The organism is Janthinobacterium woesei, assembly GCF_051380875.1.
Lineage (GTDB): Bacteria > Pseudomonadota > Gammaproteobacteria > Burkholderiales > Burkholderiaceae_D > Janthinobacterium.
The window spans coordinates 79,615-95,323 of sequence record NZ_JBNYXW010000015.1 but is presented as its reverse complement, the minus strand read 5'-3'; the positions used below and the strand labels follow the sequence as shown (position 1 = coordinate 95,323).

The 15,709-nt window shown below is 62.3% G+C and carries 14 protein-coding genes; 1 reads left to right on the top strand and 13 read right to left on the bottom strand.

All coding sequences use genetic code 11. The annotated features are described in order from the left end of the window. Window positions 1-53 precede the first annotated feature (53 nt). Window positions 54-392, top strand: a complete 339-nt coding sequence (locus tag ACQ4W6_RS18250) for a CzcE family metal-binding protein (protein WP_436568585.1) — start codon at window positions 54-56, stop codon at window positions 390-392. Between the two features lie 72 nt (window positions 393-464). Here the strand turns inward: ACQ4W6_RS18250 and ahpF are convergent, their stop codons facing one another. The 13 genes from ahpF to ACQ4W6_RS18185 all read right to left on the bottom strand — a co-directional run bounded on the left by ahpF (window position 465) and on the right by ACQ4W6_RS18185 (window position 15,693). Continuing rightward, window positions 465-2,060 (bottom strand): alkyl hydroperoxide reductase subunit F, encoded by a 1,596-nt coding sequence (gene ahpF, locus ACQ4W6_RS18245; RefSeq protein ID WP_436568584.1) that lies wholly within the window; start codon window positions 2,058-2,060, stop codon window positions 465-467. 97 nt (window positions 2,061-2,157) lie between these two features. Continuing rightward, on the bottom strand, window positions 2,158-2,721 hold the full coding sequence (gene ahpC / locus ACQ4W6_RS18240; RefSeq protein WP_436568654.1) for an alkyl hydroperoxide reductase subunit C: 564 nt from the start codon (window positions 2,719-2,721) through the stop codon (window positions 2,158-2,160). Window positions 2,722-2,909: 188 nt separating this feature from the next. Continuing rightward, the gene (locus ACQ4W6_RS18235; protein ID WP_436568583.1) at window positions 2,910-3,314 is read right to left on the bottom strand and encodes a DUF3597 domain-containing protein; all 405 of its coding nucleotides are present in this window, start codon (window positions 3,312-3,314) and stop codon (window positions 2,910-2,912) included. A gap of 161 nt (window positions 3,315-3,475) precedes the next feature. Further along, window positions 3,476-6,322: an EAL domain-containing protein gene (locus ACQ4W6_RS18230; RefSeq protein WP_436568582.1), complete on the bottom strand. Its 2,847-nt coding sequence runs from the start codon at window positions 6,320-6,322 to the stop codon at window positions 3,476-3,478. Between the two features lie 133 nt (window positions 6,323-6,455). Further along, window positions 6,456-6,848, bottom strand: a complete 393-nt coding sequence (gene rbsD, locus ACQ4W6_RS18225) for a D-ribose pyranase (RefSeq protein WP_436568581.1) — start codon at window positions 6,846-6,848, stop codon at window positions 6,456-6,458. Between the two features lie 9 nt (window positions 6,849-6,857). Next, window positions 6,858-7,769 carry a ribokinase gene (gene rbsK, locus ACQ4W6_RS18220; protein ID WP_436568580.1) on the bottom strand — a complete coding sequence of 304 codons (912 nt, stop codon included), beginning with the start codon at window positions 7,767-7,769 and terminating at the stop codon, window positions 6,858-6,860. Further along, entirely contained in the window at window positions 7,766-8,815 is a 1,050-nt protein-coding gene (locus ACQ4W6_RS18215) for a LacI family DNA-binding transcriptional regulator (RefSeq protein WP_436568579.1), read from the bottom strand. Before ACQ4W6_RS18215 ends, rbsK begins: the two co-directional genes overlap by 4 nt. A 20-nt stretch (window positions 8,816-8,835) precedes the next feature. Next, entirely contained in the window at window positions 8,836-9,807 is a 972-nt protein-coding gene (locus ACQ4W6_RS18210) for an ABC transporter permease (RefSeq protein ID WP_436568578.1), read from the bottom strand. An 18-nt stretch (window positions 9,808-9,825) separates the two neighbouring features. After that, entirely contained in the window at window positions 9,826-11,394 is a 1,569-nt protein-coding gene (locus tag ACQ4W6_RS18205; RefSeq protein ID WP_436568577.1) for a sugar ABC transporter ATP-binding protein, read from the bottom strand. A 93-nt stretch (window positions 11,395-11,487) separates the two neighbouring features. Then, window positions 11,488-12,447 (bottom strand): sugar ABC transporter substrate-binding protein, encoded by a 960-nt coding sequence (locus ACQ4W6_RS18200; RefSeq protein WP_436568576.1) that lies wholly within the window; start codon window positions 12,445-12,447, stop codon window positions 11,488-11,490. A 249-nt stretch (window positions 12,448-12,696) separates the two neighbouring features. Beyond that, window positions 12,697-14,952, bottom strand: a complete 2,256-nt coding sequence (locus ACQ4W6_RS18195; RefSeq protein WP_436568653.1) for a YgiQ family radical SAM protein — start codon at window positions 14,950-14,952, stop codon at window positions 12,697-12,699. A 237-nt stretch (window positions 14,953-15,189) separates the two neighbouring features. Further along, window positions 15,190-15,468, bottom strand: a complete 279-nt coding sequence (locus ACQ4W6_RS18190; protein WP_436568575.1) for a DUF4404 family protein — start codon at window positions 15,466-15,468, stop codon at window positions 15,190-15,192. Window positions 15,469-15,480: 12 nt separating this feature from the next. Further along, window positions 15,481-15,693, bottom strand: a complete 213-nt coding sequence (locus ACQ4W6_RS18185) for a VF530 family protein (RefSeq protein ID WP_436568574.1) — start codon at window positions 15,691-15,693, stop codon at window positions 15,481-15,483. Between the last annotated feature and the right edge of the window lie 16 nt (window positions 15,694-15,709).

Here is a 15,709-nt window from a genome sequence, read left to right as displayed (position 1 = left end):
TATCCCAACACCGGCAGGGCGATCACCCGCGCCATGCATTCCTGGAGTATCGTATGTTGAACACCCACCGCAGCGCCCTGGCACTCCTGTGCACCATCTTTGCCAGCAGCGCCATCGCCGCCGGCCCGACCGGCAGCCCCGCCGACTATGGCAGCAGCGCGCCGCACGATGCGGCCCAGCGCAGCATCGCCATGCAAGCCGATACCCGCCACATCAATGTCACGCGCGGCGAAACCGTCACCATCACGCGCGCCGGCCAGCGCTTTACGTGGCATGTGAACACCTTCAACAACAAGACCGTCTTCGCCATGGCCGAGATCGCGCCAAAAGACATGGCCGTCGACGCCATCCTGGTGTATGTCGCCAGCAACCCGCTGTACTCGGGTAACTAAATTTCCTGCGCGCATAAAAAAAACCGGAACAGCCTTGCGGCCGCCCCGGTTTTTTTTGATACAGCGCAAACTTTACGCGGTCAGCGCTTCTTTTGACGCGGCGGCATCGACCACTTCCTCGTCATCCGAGCGGATCAGATGGTCAAAGGCGGACAGGGCTGCCTTGGCACCTTCGCCGGTGGCGATGATGATCTGCTTGTACGGCACCGTGGTGACGTCGCCGGCCGCAAACACGCCGGGGATCGAAGTCTGGCCACGGGCATCGACTTCGATTTCGCCGTGGCGCGACAGCGCCAGCGTGCCTTTCAGCCATTCCGTGTTCGGCACCAGGCCGATTTGCACGAAGACGCCTTCCAGTTCGACTTTCTTCGATGCGCCGCTGACCCGGTCCGTGTAGCTCAGGGCGTTGACGATCTTGCCATCGCCGTGGATCTCGGTGGTTTGCGCCGAGGTGATCACGGTCACGTTCGGCAGGCTGTGCAGCTTGCGCTGCAGCACCGCATCGGCCCGCAGTTCTGCGCCGAACTCGATCAGGGTCACATGCTTGACCAAACCGGCCAGGTCGATCGCCGCTTCCACGCCCGAGTTACCGCCGCCGATCACGGCCACGCGCTTGCCCTTGAACAAGGGACCGTCGCAGTGCGGGCAATACGCTACGCCGTGGTTGCGGTATTGCTTCTCGCCCGGCACGTTGATTTCGCGCCAGCGCGCACCGGTGGCCAGGATGACGGTCTTGGCTTTCAAGATGGCGCCATTCGCCGTTTCAATTTCCACCAGCTTGCCTGGCGTCAACTTCGTAGCGCGCTGGGTGTTCATGATGTCGACGTCATATTCCTTGACGTGCTGTTCCAGCGCCATGGCGAACTTCGGACCATCGGTTGCCTTGACCGAAATAAAGTTCTCGATGGCAAGGGTGTCGAGCACCTGGCCGCCGAAACGCTCGGCCAGCACGCCCGTCTTGATGCCTTTGCGGGCCGCGTAGATGGCCGCTGCCGCGCCGGCAGGGCCGCCGCCGACGATCAGCACGTCGAACACGTCTTTCTTGTTCAGCGCTTCGGCCTGGCGCACACCGGCATTCGTGTCCAGCTTGGCGAGGATTTCCTCGACATTCGTGCGTCCCTGGCCGAAATGCTCACCATTCAGGAACATCATCGGCACGGCCATGATCTGGCGCTCTTCCACTTCTTTCGGGAACACGCCGCCATCGATGGTGGTGACCTTGATGCGCGGGTTGATCACCGCCATCGCATTCAATGCCTGCACCACTTCCGGGCAGTTATGGCAGGAGAGCGAAATAAACGTTTCAAACGCGTAATCGCCATCGAGGTTGCGGATCTGCTCGATCACGGCATCGTCGAGCTTGATGGTGTGGCCGCCCACTTGCAGCAGCGCCAGCACCAGCGAGGTAAATTCATGGCCCAGCGGGATGCCGGCGAAACGCACGCCGATATCGGTGCCTGGGCGGTTGATACTGAACGATGGCTTGCGCTCGGCGTCGTCCAGGCGCTTGACCAAGGTGATCTTGTCGCTCAACAGGGTAATTTCCTGGAGCAGTTCTTCCATTTCACGGGCCTTGGCGCTGTCATCGAGACTGGCGACGATCTCAATGGGCTGCACTACTTTTTCCAAATAGGTTTTCAACTGCGCTTTGAGATTTACGTCCAACATGATTTTTATTCCTTTACAAATATTTAGGCGTATGCCGGGCCGGACACCCGGTCCGGCATCGCGGTAACTACTTGTTTGCTACTTGGTACTTCAAGACTTAGATCTTGCCAACCAGGTCCAGCGATGGGGTCAGGGTTGCTGCGCCTTCCGTCCATTTTGCCGGGCAAACTTCACCTGGGTGAGCGGCAACGTATTGGGCTGCCTTGACTTTGCGCAACAGTTCCGATGCGTCACGGCCGATGCCGTTGTCATGCACTTCCAGCACTTTGATGAAACCGTCTGGATTGATGACGAAGGTACCGCGCAGTGCCATGCCTTCTTCTTCGATCATGACTTCGAAATTGCGCGACAGGGTACCGGTTGGGTCGCCGATCAGTGCGTATTGCACTTTCTTGATCGCGTCCGAGGTGTCATGCCATGCTTTGTGCGCAAAGTGCGAATCGGTCGAGATGCCGTAGACATCGACGCCCATCTTCTGGAACTCGGCGTGGTTATCGGCCAGGTCTTCCAGTTCGGTTGGGCAAACAAAGGTGAAGTCGGCTGGGTAGAACATGAATACCGCCCACTTGCCTTTCAGCGACGCTTCCGTCAGGTCGACGAATTTGCCATTGTGGAATGCGGTTGCCTTGAATGGTTTAACTTGGGTATTGATGAGCGACATAGTCATTTCCTCTCGGGTTGTGAATCAGTAAGACCCTAGTGTAAGGGGTTTTTGTCCATATTCAAAATTGATTGTCACAATAGTTTCAATTAGTTTTAGCTATCGCGACGCTATGGGAACACCATCATAGGCAGTTCCCACGGGATTGAATAGCGGCAGCAGTAGATACCCCTGCCACCGCCAGGTGTTTAATTTTGCAACTCTGCCGGTACTTTGCCGCCGTTTTCCGCCAGCTTGATCATCACCTGGCGGTGCAGCCAGATATTCATGCTGGCCGAATCGTTGGTGTCGCCCGTGAAATGCAGCTCTTGCGCCAGTTCCTTGCGCGAGGCCAGGCTGCTATCGAGTTGCAACAGTTTCATCAGGTCGACGATGGACGTGCGCCAATTGAGTTTTTCTGCATTCTTGCTGGCCAGGTCGACCAGCACCACTTCCACGTCCACCACGGGCACGGCAGCAGCCGGTACCGACGCAGGGGCGGCGGCAGGGGCGGCGGCGGCAGGGGCTTGCGTGGCGGCAGCCGGCGTGGCAGCCGGAGCGGCATCGGACGAATGGTGGAAGATTTTGTTGTAGATATTGCTGAAAATGCCCATGAGTACACCTCGAGTTGGAGTGAATGGAAGAAGTATTGCCTGCGCGCCCGGTGCAAGGACCGGTGACAGCTAAAGCCGGGCGCGCAGGCGCCAGCATGTCGAGTATAAGCCCGTTCAGGCCGGGAGCCCCGTCCCGCTGGCCGCTGCGCGGCGTGCCCGTTTCAACGGTTCAAGGGCCGCTGCGCGTGCAGCAGCGCGTCGAACGCCTCGATGCTCAACGGCGGCGCAAACAGATAGCCTTGCGCCAGGTCGCAGCCAATGTCCTGCAGCAGCGTGCGCTGGAGCACCGTTTCCACCTCTTCGGCGATCACCTGCAAGCCCAGCTTGTGGGCCACGTTGATGATCGCTTCGCACAGGGCCAGTTCGCTGCTGCCTGGCGCCAGCTTGCCGATCATGGCGCCGTCGATCTTCAGGTAATCGATGCTGCACTGCTGCAATTGCGTCAGCGAGGCATGGCCGCTGCCAAAATCGTCGAGGGCAACCTGCAAACCGGCCACCCGCAAGTGCTGCAGCCGCTGCGCCATGCCGCTGCCGGCGCCCAGCAGCGCATCTTCGCGCATGTCGAGCACGATGGCCGAAGCGGGCACGCCCAGCGCCGCCAGCTGGCGCATCCAGGCGCCGGGCGCTTCCGCCTCGCGCTGCAACTCCAGCGGCGACAGGTTCAGGCACAGTTGCAGTCCTGGCAAGCCGATGGCCACGCCTTCTGCGCGCCAGTGCAGTAATTGCGCGGCCGCCGCGCGCAGCACCCAGTCGCCGATGTCCACGATCAGGCCGCTGCTTTCGGCCAGCGCCAGGAAGTCGGACGGCGCCACCAGGCCCCGCTGCGGATGGTTCCAGCGCAGCAAGGCTTCCGCCTTGACGATGCGCCCGTCGTGCAGCGCAACGATGGGCTGGTAATACAGCTGCATCTGCTGCTCGCGCAGGGCGGTGCGCAAGTCCGCTCCCAGGCGCATGCGGTTGACGGCCGCCACCTGCAGCGCGGGCGTGAAATAGCTGTAGCGGTTGCGCCCCGCCCCTTTCGAGACATACATGGCCTGGTCCGCATGCTTGAGCAAGTCTTCGATATTGCCCGCATCGTCCGGATACAGCGTGATGCCGATCGAGGCCGAGACAAACGCCTGCTCCTGGCCCAGCAGGAACGGCGCCAGCAAGCCGTCGAGGATTTGCCGCGCGATGCGGTCCACTTGCTGCAGATCATCGAGGTCGGACAGGATCACCGTGAATTCATCGCCGCCCAGGCGCGCCACCGTGTCGGTCTCGCGCACGCCCACGCGGATGCGCCGCGCCGCTTCGATCAGCAAGATGTCGCCCTGGTGGTGGCCGAGCGTGTCGTTGACTTCCTTGAAGTGGTCGAGGTCGATGAACAGGATGGCCACGCGGCTGGTGTCGCGGCGGCCGTGCGCCAGCGCCTGGCGCAAGCGCTCGTGGAACATGCGCCGGTTCGGCAGTTGCGTCAGGGCATCAAAATTGGCTTGCTGCCAGATCAGCGCCTCCGACTGGCGCTTGTCCGTCACGTCTTCCAGCATGCACAGGTGGTGCGGGCCGCCATGGCGCGCCGTGTCGATGGCCGTCACGGAAGCGTCGACCCACACCACGGCGCCATCGGGGCGCACGATGCGCTTCGAGTGGCGAAAGCCGGGCAGGCAGCGCGCCAGCAACTGCGCCATTTGCTCCTGCTCGCCCGCCACATCGTCAGGATGGCTGATTTCCATCCAGCTCGATTGCTTCATGTGTTCCAGGCTACGCCCGGCGATGGCGAGGTAGCGCGGGTTGATGTCGAGAAACTGTCCGCTCAGGGTATCGATCAGGGCGATGCCCATCGGCGCTTCCTCGAACATGGTGCGAAAGCGCAATTCACCCTGGCGGATGGTTGCCTCGGTGCGGCGCCGCTCGCGCGCCAGGTTGCTGAAGTGAAACGCGGCCGCCACCGCCAGCATGCTGCCAGCCAGGCCCAGCGACAAATACAGCCAGCCCATCTCGGCGCCCGGCGCGGGGCGGTACAAAAAGCCCTTGTACGCGGTGCTGTCGGTGGCGTCAAGCGGCAGCATGCCCATGCCGGCATAGGTATCGGCAATATGCTGCCAGCGCTGGGGATTCATGTAACCCACTTCCACCAGCACGGGCTGCAGCAGCAACTCCATCTGCTGCGCCTCGTACAGCAGGTGCGCGCGGTCATGGCGCTGGCTGTATTTGCGGAGGATCAACTGCGCCATTTCCTCGCGATGGGCCATCGCATATTGCCAGCCGCGCAGGCTGGCCACGCGGAATGCTTTCACGCGCTCGGGATGGCGGCGCACTTCGTGCTCGCTGGTAAACAGGTTGTCGCCGTAGAAATCGATGCCGACCGTGCGCGGCGTAAACTGGTAGTAGGGGAAACCGGCCCGGTCCAGGTAGTCCGGCTCGTTGGTGGAATACGCGGCAAGCGCATCAACCTTGCCATCGATCAAGTCCTCGACACGGTAGCTGGGCGGCAAGTGGCGCATCTGCTCTGGCGCGACGCCCATTTTCTGCAGGAATAGCGAGACTTCATCGGTGGCGAACGGCACCTCGCCGGGCGTGGCTATCATCACGGGCGCACCGGCCAGCCGGCGCACATCGGGCGCGCCGCCATGCTGGCGCATCAGCAGCACGCTGGGTGAATGCTGGAAGACCACGGCCAGCACCACCACCGGCTTGCCACTCAGGCGGCTGAGCAAGAGATCGCTGTTGCCCACGCCATATTCGGCCTGGCCGTCCAGCACGACCGCCTCGGCACGCCGCCCGTCGCGGCCCTCCAGCAGCCTCACGTCGAGGCCCGCCTCGCGGTAATAGCCTTGCTCGATGGCCGCGTAATAGCCAGCGAACTGGAACTGGTGGGTGAAGTTGAGTTGCAGCGCGACATGCTCCAGGGCTTGGGCAGGCACCATGCAACCCCACAGCAAGACCAGGATAGCCAGCCAGCCGAGTGCGCGCCTGCCAGCGGGCGACAACAAGGGGGCACGGAAAGCGCGCAATGCTTCCATTGGCATGGCAGGAAACCATAGGGTAACTGCCGAGCAGGCAGGATAAGCCTATTGTAGCCGTCCCTATTACCGATGGAAAATTATTTTACTAGTAGCAATATCGTTGATGCTTTTATCAAACAGTCACACAATTGCGTGCTTAAAACACGACGCCGGCCACCAGGATAATGTTGGCATACGGGCTGCACTCTCCCGTGCGCACGATGGCGCGCGCGCCTTTGGACAGTTGCTTGAACTCTTCGTGCGTCACCTGGCGCGCGTCAGGCAAGTTCAAACCAGCCACCTGCGCCGCCACGGCCGGGTTGTGCTGCGGCAATTCGCTGGCCAGCAAGTGGGATTCCACCTGCATTTCGCTCAAGACCGTTTGCACGGTATCGATGAAGCCGGGAATGCCACGCGTCAGGGCCAGGTCGATCAGGGGCACGCCCGGCTGCGAGGGCAAGCCTGCGTCGCCGATGACGAGCATGTCACCATGGCCCAGCGAAGCGATCATTTGCGATAACGCAATATTCAGCAGCGGTGTTTTTTTCATGGCAGTGGTTCAGAACAATTCGTGCAGGTGGGGAATCGACGTTTGCGCGCCGGGCTTGGTGACGCTCCAGGCGGCCGCGCGCTGGCCTTGCCCGATGGCTTCTGCCTCGTCCATGCCGGACGCCAGGCCCGCGACGAAACCACCGATGAAGGTGTCGCCGGCCGCTGTCGTATCGACGGCTTTCACGGCTTCGGCCGGGAAGGTGGTGTCGCCGCCATACAGGGCCGCGTGCACGCCCTTGGAGCCCAGGGTGATGATGACGTTGTCGCTGCCCTGCTTTTGCAGCGCGGCAGCCAGCGCCGGGATGTCCGTGCTGTCCGGGCTAACGCCGGCCAGCATGGCCGCTTCGATTTCATTCGGGATCAGGTAGTCGACCAGTTCCAGCAAGCCGTCCGGCAAGCTGGCCGCCGGCGCCGGGTTCAGCACCACGGTCTTGCCCAGCGAGCGGGCCAGCTTGATGGCGTGCACGACGGTGGCCATCGGCGTTTCCAGCTGCAGCACGACGATGTCGGCCTGTTCGATCAAACCTTGCGCTGCGTCAATGTGCGCAGGGCTCAATAAATCGTTGGCGCCGCCGGCAATCACGATGCTGTTCTGGCCATTGTCGTCCACCAGGATCGAGGCGATGCCGGAAGCGACACCCGGCAAGGTGGTAATGTGGCTGTCGATGATGCCATCGCCCACCAGCGCCGCGCGCAGGGTCGCGCCGAACGCATCGTCGCCCACGCAACCTATCATGGCCACTTGCTGGCCACCGGCCTCGACCTTGCCGCTCATGCGCGCGCAAGCGACGGCTTGATTTGCGCCCTTGCCGCCAGGAATGGTTCTAAAAGCGCCGCCCGTCAGGGTTTCGCCGGGGAGTGGCATGCGCGGCACGCGCAAGACCAGGTCCATATTGATGCTGCCGATAACCACGATCATGGTGTCATTCCCATCAGTTCAGTTGGTGGTAAAAAAGAAGACCGTCCGGGCGCCGCCGCGCTGGAGCCGCGCACGTGCAGCACGGGGGCGATGCTGCGCTGCTGGCGCGGCAAGCCCGGCTCGGCGATGCGCGCCAGCAGGCAGGCGGCCGTGATATGGCCCAGCTCGCGCGTATTTTGCGCCACGCTGCTGAGCGCCGGATGCACGAAGCTGGCCAGGTCGATATCGTCGAAGCCCACCACGGCCAAGTCACCCGGCACGGCGACACCGCGTTCGGCGGCCGCGCGCAGGGCGCCAAAGGCCATCAAGTCATTGCAGCAAAACAGGGCGTCGGGGCGCTGGCCCTTGGGCAGCGCCAGCAAGTCCAGCGCCGCCGCATAGCCGCCCGCGCTGGTAAAGTCGCTATACAGGCACAGGGCATCGGCCAGGGCCACGCCCGCGTCCGCCATGGCGCTGCGGGCGCCGTCGATGCGCTCGTTGGAAATGCTCACTTCACGCGGACCGGCGATGCAGGCAAGGCGGCGGCGCCCCAGGTCCAGCAGGTGGCGCGCCGCCAGGACACCGCCGGCGCGGTTGTCGACGGCCACCGCATCGATGGACAGGTCGCTGGGCGCGCGGTCGAGCAGCACGGCCGGCACCTTCATCTTGCGCAGCAATTCGCCATCGCTGTCGGCCAGCGCAGACAAGATCAAGCCGTCGCAACGCTTGGTCAGCAGCACGTTCAGGTACTCGCGCTGTTTGACGGGGTCGTCATCGGAATTGCACAGGATCACGCTGTAGCCGGCCGCGTAGCAGCTGTCTTCGATGCCGCGCGCCACTTCCGAAAAGTACGGATTCGTATTATTCGGAATGATCAGGCCGATGGTGCCCGTGCTGCGGCAGCGCAGGGAGCGCGCTAGCGCGCTGGGCACGTAATGCAATTGTTCCACGGCCGCCAGCACGGCGCGGCGCGCCTCGTCGCTGACGGGGCGGGTGTTGTTGAGGACATGCGAGACGGTGGTAAACGACACCCCCGCCGCCAGCGCCACTTGTTTGATGGTTGCCATGGAGCAGCGCTCTGCGTCGCTTAGGCGCGCTCGCCGCGGCGGCGGTAGGTGTCGAGCACCACGGCGGCCACGATGACGAGGCCGGTGACGATGCGTTTCACGGGTTCGGACACGCCCACTTGCGCCAGGCCCGCTTCCAGTACAGAAATGATCAACACGCCAATGAAGGTGCTGATGACGGAACCGCGCCCGCCCATCAGGCTCGTGCCGCCGATCACCACGGCGGCGATCACTTGCAATTCCATGCCCACGCCGCCGTTCGGGTCGGCCGCTTCCAGGCGCGACACCTGGAACAGCGCACCGACGCCTGCCAGTAAACCCATCAAGGCAAACACCAGCACTTTCGACGGTTTCGTGTTGATGCCGGACAAACGCACGGCTTCTTCATTCGTGCCGATGCCGATCCAGTGGCGTCCCAGCACCGTGCGCGTGAGCACCAGGTGGCCGATGACGACGACGGCGATCGAGGCGATGAAGGCGGGCGACAGGCCCAGCACGATCGGCGAGCTGATGCCTTCGACGGCGCTGCCGATGTATTCCGTGCGCGAGTTGGTCACCTGATACGCCAGGCCGCGTGCCATTTCCAGCACGCCCAACGAAACGATGAACGAAGGGATGCGCCAGCCGACGGAAATCAAGCCCGTCGTCGCGCCGCACAGGGCGGCGACAAACATGCCCAGCAGGGCCGCGCTCCACACGGGCCAGCCCCAGTGCACCACGGCCAGCGACAGCACGGAAGCGGCCAGCGCCATCACGGAGCCGACCGACAGATCGATGCCGCCAATGATCAGCACGAACGTCATGCCGACCGCCATCACCACCAGGGTCGGGATATTGTTCGACAGGGTGCTAAGCGTGGCCAGGGTAAAGAAGTTTTCGCTGGCAAACGAGAACAGCACGCACATGGCCAGCAAGGCGCCGATCAGGCCGGCATAATTTTTCAGGTCAGCCAGGCTGCGCTGCAGATACGAAGGAGAAGAAGTAGTGGTCATGGGAATCTTTCCGGCGGATCAAGCCGCAGCGGGAGTGGATGAGGAAGACGGGGACGACATGTAGCCGGAGAAGGCGGCCGACAGCAGCGCGTCCTGGCTCCAGGCGCCGCGCTCGAAGGTCTCGACGATGCTGCCGGCGCTCATGACGGCGATGCGGTCGCAGATCAGCATCAGCTCGCGCAGGTCGCTCGACACGATAACGAGGCCCTTGCCCTGGCGCGCCTGTTCGGCCAGCACCTGATAAATATCAAACTTGGCGCCGATATCGATGCCGCGCGTGGGTTCGTCAAACAGCATCACGGGACAGTCGCGGTACAGCCAGCGCGCGATCACCACCTTTTGCTGGTTGCCGCCGGAGAGCTCCGCCACCGTTTGCGCGCTGTTGCGCGAGCGGATGCCCAGGCGGCTGATGTAATCGTCGGCCACCGTCGCTTCGGCCGCCTCGTTGAGCCAGCCAAGGCCAGCATGACTGACGGTAGCCAGCGAGGCCAGCGTCGTGTTGACGGCGATCGACTGGCGCAGCAGCAAGCCCTGGCCCTTGCGGTCTTCCGTGATCATGGCGATGCCGGCCTTGACGGCGGCCTGTGGCGAGCCGATGGCGGCAGCAATCTCGCTGTCGCCAAGGAACACTTCGCCCGCGTCGGCGCGGTCGGCGCCGAAGATCAGGCGCAGCAATTCCGTGCGGCCCGAGCCGATCAGGCCGGCGATGCCGAGGATTTCCCCGGCGCGCAAGTCGAACGAGGTGGGCTTGACCACCGTGCCGCGCGCCAGTCCACGCACGCGCAGCAAGGGTGCGCCGATGGTGCGGCCGCTCAAATCGACGGCGTCGTCGGCCGAACGGCCCACCATCAGGCTGACCAGGTCGGCTGCCGAGTGGCCGGCGATGTCGTCGTCGCACACCAGCTGGCCATCGCGCAGCACGGCAATGCGGTCGGCCACGCGCTTGAGTTCTTCCAGGCGGTGGGAAATATAGATGATGCACACGCCTTCGGCCTTCAGGCGTTCAATTTGCAGGAACAGCAATTCGACTTCGCGGTGCGTCAGCATGGCCGTCGGCTCATCTAACACCAGCAAGCGGCAGGAACCGATCAGGTTGCGCGCGATTTCAATCATTTGCTGGTGGCCAATGCCCAGCGCGCCAACGAGGGTCCACGGGTCGAGTCCGCCCAGGCCCACTTTTTCCATCTGCTCGCGCGCGTCGCGCTCCAGGCGGGCGCGGTCGATAAAGCCGAAGCGCTGCGGCAAATGCTTCAGGTACAGGTTTTCCGCGATCGACAGGGTGGCAATCAGGTTCAATTCCTGCATCACCATGCGAATGCCCAGCGCCTCGGCGGCGCCGCGCGAGGCGGGCTGGTAAGGCTTGCCGTCGAGCAGCATCGTGCCCGTGGTGGCTTGCTCCAGGCCGCAGATGATCTTCGACAAGGTGCTCTTGCCCGCGCCATTTTCGCCCGTCAGCGCCAGCACCTGGCCAGGGGCAAAACGCAGGCCTACGCCGCCCAGCACGGGGCCGACATAGGACTTGCCGATGTTATCCAGGGTCAACAGAGGGGTGGCGGCTGGTGGCGCCGGGGGAATGTCGGTAGGCATGATAAAACTCCGCGGTAGTGGCGGCGGGGCCGGCGCCGCGACCTCATATGGGTACGCGGCCGCTGGCCCCGGCGGGATCAGACGATCAGGCGATCAGGACTTGGCGCCCTTGGCGACCAGTTCGACCTTGGTGACGATGGCGCCACCGAGTTCGGACTGTTTCTTCTTCTGCGCCAGGGCTTTCAGCACGGTTTCGATGCCGAACACGGCTTGCTGCGAACCGAACTGGTCGGCGGTAGCCAGTACGCGGCCATCGGCCAGCATCGGCTTGATGGCGTTGATGTTGTCGTAGCCGACCACCAGCACCTTGCCCGTCTTGCCGGCTGCCTTGATGGCGGAAATGGCGCCGATGGCCATGTTGTCGTTACCGCACAGCAAGGCCTTGATATTCGGGTTGGCGTTCAGCATGGCGGCGGCCACCGTGTTGGCAGGGGCGATTTCCCACTGGCCCGACTGCACGCTGACCACTTTCGCGCCAGCCGCGCTCATGGCATCCTGGAAGCCCAGGGTGCGCTGCTGCGCGTTGTACGTGGTGGAGACGCCTTCGATGATGCCGACCGGATCGCCTTTCTTGATTTGCTTGGCCAGATAGTCGCCCACCACCTTGGCGCCCTTGCGGTTGTCCGGGCCGACGAACGGCACCGTGATGCCCTTTTCTTTCAGGGCGCCAGCATCGAGCTGATTGTCGATATTGACGACGATGATGCCTGCATCGATGGCTTTCTTCAGCACCGGCACCAGCGCTTTCGAATCGGCAGGGGCGATCACCAGCGCGCTGACGCGCGCGACGATCATTTGCTCAACCAGCTTGATCTGGCTGGACGTATCCGTTTCGTCCTTGATACCGTTCGACAGCAAGTCGTACTTGGCGGCATTGGCTTTCTGGTGCGCCTTGGCGCCGTTTTCCATGGTCAGAAAAAATTCATTGGCGAGCGACTTCATCACCAGCGCCACCTTCGGTTTGGCAGGCGTTTGCGCCAGCGCCGGCACAGCGGGCAAGGCACACACCAGGACAGCGGCGGCAATCATTTTCAGGCGAATACGGGATGTCATGAGCGTCTCCAGAATTGTTGGTCAAGCACGTCTACACCATGCTTTTGTGGAATTTAACAGTGCGCAAACGTTTGCGCGAAGCGAATAGTGCCTCAATGCCACGTAACAGTGCAAGCAAAACTGTATGTGCGGTGCAGCAAAAAGACGCCGCCAGGGGCTTCATGCCGCTCACAGAGTCAGTGCACCCTGCCCGGCGCACCAATAAAAAACCCGGCGCACAGGCCGGGTTCTTGCTGCAGCAATGCAAGCTTACCTGCGGCCACCGCGTGCCGGCGTGCCACCCTTGGCCGGCGGCTTGCTGCCACGGCCCATCGGTGCGTCGGCGGGCTTGGCTTTCGTCTTGATGGTCGACAGAATCGATGGACGCACCTTCGATTCCGCAGCCGAAGCCTTTGGCGCGGCTGCCGTGCCACCCAGGGCGATGCGACTCTTGCCTGGCGCCACCTTGAACTTGTCGGGCGTGCCGGCGCCATGCGTCTGGCGGCTGCGTTCGCCCGCTGCCAGGCCGCCAGACTCCGACGACGTCCAGGCGGGGATCAAGTGCTTGTCGCCATTGCCGATCAGGTCGCCACGGCCCATGTTGACCAGCGCTTCGCGCAGGATCGGCCAGTTGGCCGGGTCCTGGTAGCGCAGGAAGGCCTTGTGCGTGCGGCGAATCTTGCCGCTGCGCGCCGTTTCCACCACTTCCGAGTCGGCGGTCACCTTGCGCAAGGGATTCTTGCGCGTGTGATACATCGTCGTGGCCATGGCCATCGGCGTTGGCATGAAGGTTTGCACCTGGTCGAGCTTGAAATTGTTTTTCTTCAGCCACAGGGCCAGGTTCAGCATGTCCAGGTCCGTCGTGCCCGGATGCGCAGCGATGAAGTAAGGAATCAGATACTGCTTCTTGCCCGCTTCGAGCGAGAAACGGTCAAACATTTCCTTGAATTCGTCGTACGCGCCGATGCCGGGCTTCATCATCTTCGACAATGTGCCTTCTTCCGTGTGCTCGGGCGCGATCTTCAGCAAGCCGCCCACGTGGTGCGTCACCAGTTCCTTCACGTACTCGGGCGAACGCACGGCCAGGTCGTAGCGCAAGCCCGAGCTGATCAGCACTTTCTTGATGCCGGGAATGGCGCGCGCCTTGCGGTACAGCGAGATCAGCTTGCTGTGGTCGGTACCCAGGTTGACGCAGATGGACGGGTAGACGCAGGACAGGCGGCGGCATGAGACTTCGATCTCTTTTTCCTTGCAAGCCAGGCGGTACATGTTGGCCGTCGGGCCACCCATATCAGAAATGGTGCCCGTAAAGCCTTTGGTTTTATCGCGGATATGTTCAATCTCGCGCAGGATCGACGGTTCCGAACGGCTCTGGATGATGCGTCCTTCATGCTCGGTAATCGAGCAGAAGGTGCAGCCGCCGAAGCAGCCGCGCATGATGTTGACGGAAAAGCGGATCATTTCCCAGGCCGGGATGTGTGCCTTGCCGTAGCTCGGGTGCGGGGCCCGCGCGTAGTTCATGTCATACACGCCATCCATCTCGTCCATGGCCAGCGGCAGCGGCGGCGGATTGAGCCACACGTCGCGCTCGCCATGCGCCTGCACCATGGCGCGGGCATTGCCGGGATTCGATTCCAGGTGGAACACGCGCGAAGCGTGCGCATACATCACGGGGTCATCCTTGACGACATCGTAGGCGGGCAGGCGCACCACCGTCTTGTCGTGCTTTTCCTTGGCCATGGCCAGGCGCTCTTCGCGGCTCATGATGCGGATCGGCTTGATGACTTCGGCCGACTTCGACGCATTTTCCGTGGCGCAGGCGGTCTTGTCTTCCTGCACCATTTCATACGGGCTGTAGTGCGGATCGACCTTGCCCGGCACATCGACGCGGGTGGAATTGTGCTCGCCCCAGTCGGCGCCAGGCAGCCAGCCAGCCGGCACCATGAAGGCCGTGCCGCGCAAGTCGCGGATATCCTTGATCGGTTCACCGGCGGCCAGGCGGTGGGTCAGATCCACCAGCGCCCGTTCAGCATTGCCGAAAATCAACAAATCGGCCTTGGAATCGGGCAAGACGGAACGGCGGACCTTGTCCGACCAGTAATCGTAATGGGCGATGCGGCGCAGCGACGCTTCGATGCTGCCAATGACGATGGGCACGTCGGCATACGCTTCGCGCGCGCGCTGGGCGTACACGGTGACGGCGCGGTCCGGACGCTTGTTTGGTTCCGCGTTGGCCGTATAGGCGTCGTCGGAGCGGATCTTGCGGTCGGCCGTGTACTGGTTGACCATGGAATCCATGTTGCCAGCCGTAATGCCGTAGTACAGGCGCGGCTTGCCCAGCACGCGGAAGGCTTCGGCCGACAGCCAGTCCGGCTGGCTGATGATGCCGACGCGGTAACCTTGCGCTTCGAGCAGGCGCCCGACCAGGGCCATGCCGAAGCTCGGATGGTCGATGTAGGCGTCGCCCGTGACAAGAATGACGTCGCACTGGTCCCAGCCCAGCACGTCCATCTCGGCACGCGACATCGGCAGGAAAGGCGCAACGGCAGCGCGGGCAGACCGCTTGGGAACGGTCGCAAATAAATTGGTAGGGGAGCTCATAGGGTACGGATTGTACCGGAATTGGCCATTTCCAACCTGACGGCCTGCTTTTTACTGTTGGATTTCAGTACAAAAAACGTTTATTTTTCAATCACTTGTGAAACGTTCATGACGGGGCCAGAGCCTTTTTGGCCTGGCCCAATCCTTTGTTCGGGGCTGAAATCAGATCCCCATGTTCGCCAGGATCTCGCCAAGCTCGCGCAAGGCGGGTTCCAGTTTCGGATGCTTCACGGCAAACTTGGCCGACAGTTCCTGGCTGCGCTCGGCTAGCCCGTAGGTCGTCGTTTCGGCATTCTGTTCCAGCACTGCGCGCTTTTCCATCACCAATTTGATGTCGCCATCGAGTTTCTTCAGCAAACCATGCAGCTCTTCATCGACGGGGCCGCTGGACTCCAGGTTCGACTTCAGTTCTTGTAACGCTTCCTTGAGTTTGCTATCCATGTTTTTTTCCTGTCAGTCAGTAAATTGCGTGTCCAGGTATAGCTGTTCCACCTTGCTCCTGGCCCACGGGGTCTTGCGCAAAAACTTCAGGCTCGACTTGACGCTGGGATCGCTGATGAAGCAATTGATATCGATGTGCTTGGCCAGGCCATCCCAGCCGTAATGGGCTTGCAGGCGCGTCACGATACCTTCCAGGGTAATGCCATTCAAATCTTGCTGACTCATATTTCTCTTTCTGCCG

Coding starts and splice junctions, on each gene's coding strand:
- ACQ4W6_RS18250 (WP_436568585.1), top strand. CDS start 54: ATGTTGAACACCCACCGCAGCGCCCTGGCACTCCTGTGCACCATCTTT.
- ahpF (WP_436568584.1), bottom strand. CDS start 2,060: ATGTTGGACGTAAATCTCAAAGCGCAGTTGAAAACCTATTTGGAAAAA.
- ahpC (WP_436568654.1), bottom strand. CDS start 2,721: ATGTCGCTCATCAATACCCAAGTTAAACCATTCAAGGCAACCGCATTC.
- ACQ4W6_RS18235 (WP_436568583.1), bottom strand. CDS start 3,314: ATGGGCATTTTCAGCAATATCTACAACAAAATCTTCCACCATTCGTCC.
- ACQ4W6_RS18230 (WP_436568582.1), bottom strand. CDS start 6,322: ATGCCAATGGAAGCATTGCGCGCTTTCCGTGCCCCCTTGTTGTCGCCC.
- rbsD (WP_436568581.1), bottom strand. CDS start 6,848: ATGAAAAAAACACCGCTGCTGAATATTGCGTTATCGCAAATGATCGCT.
- rbsK (WP_436568580.1), bottom strand. CDS start 7,769: ATGATCGTGGTTATCGGCAGCATCAATATGGACCTGGTCTTGCGCGTG.
- ACQ4W6_RS18215 (WP_436568579.1), bottom strand. CDS start 8,815: ATGGCAACCATCAAACAAGTGGCGCTGGCGGCGGGGGTGTCGTTTACC.
- ACQ4W6_RS18210 (WP_436568578.1), bottom strand. CDS start 9,807: ATGACCACTACTTCTTCTCCTTCGTATCTGCAGCGCAGCCTGGCTGAC.
- ACQ4W6_RS18205 (WP_436568577.1), bottom strand. CDS start 11,394: ATGCCTACCGACATTCCCCCGGCGCCACCAGCCGCCACCCCTCTGTTG.
- ACQ4W6_RS18200 (WP_436568576.1), bottom strand. CDS start 12,447: ATGACATCCCGTATTCGCCTGAAAATGATTGCCGCCGCTGTCCTGGTG.
- ACQ4W6_RS18195 (WP_436568653.1), bottom strand. CDS start 14,952: ATGTCGCGTGCCGAGATGGACGTGCTGGGCTGGGACCAGTGCGACGTC.
- ACQ4W6_RS18190 (WP_436568575.1), bottom strand. CDS start 15,468: ATGGATAGCAAACTCAAGGAAGCGTTACAAGAACTGAAGTCGAACCTG.
- ACQ4W6_RS18185 (WP_436568574.1), bottom strand. CDS start 15,693: ATGAGTCAGCAAGATTTGAATGGCATTACCCTGGAAGGTATCGTGACG.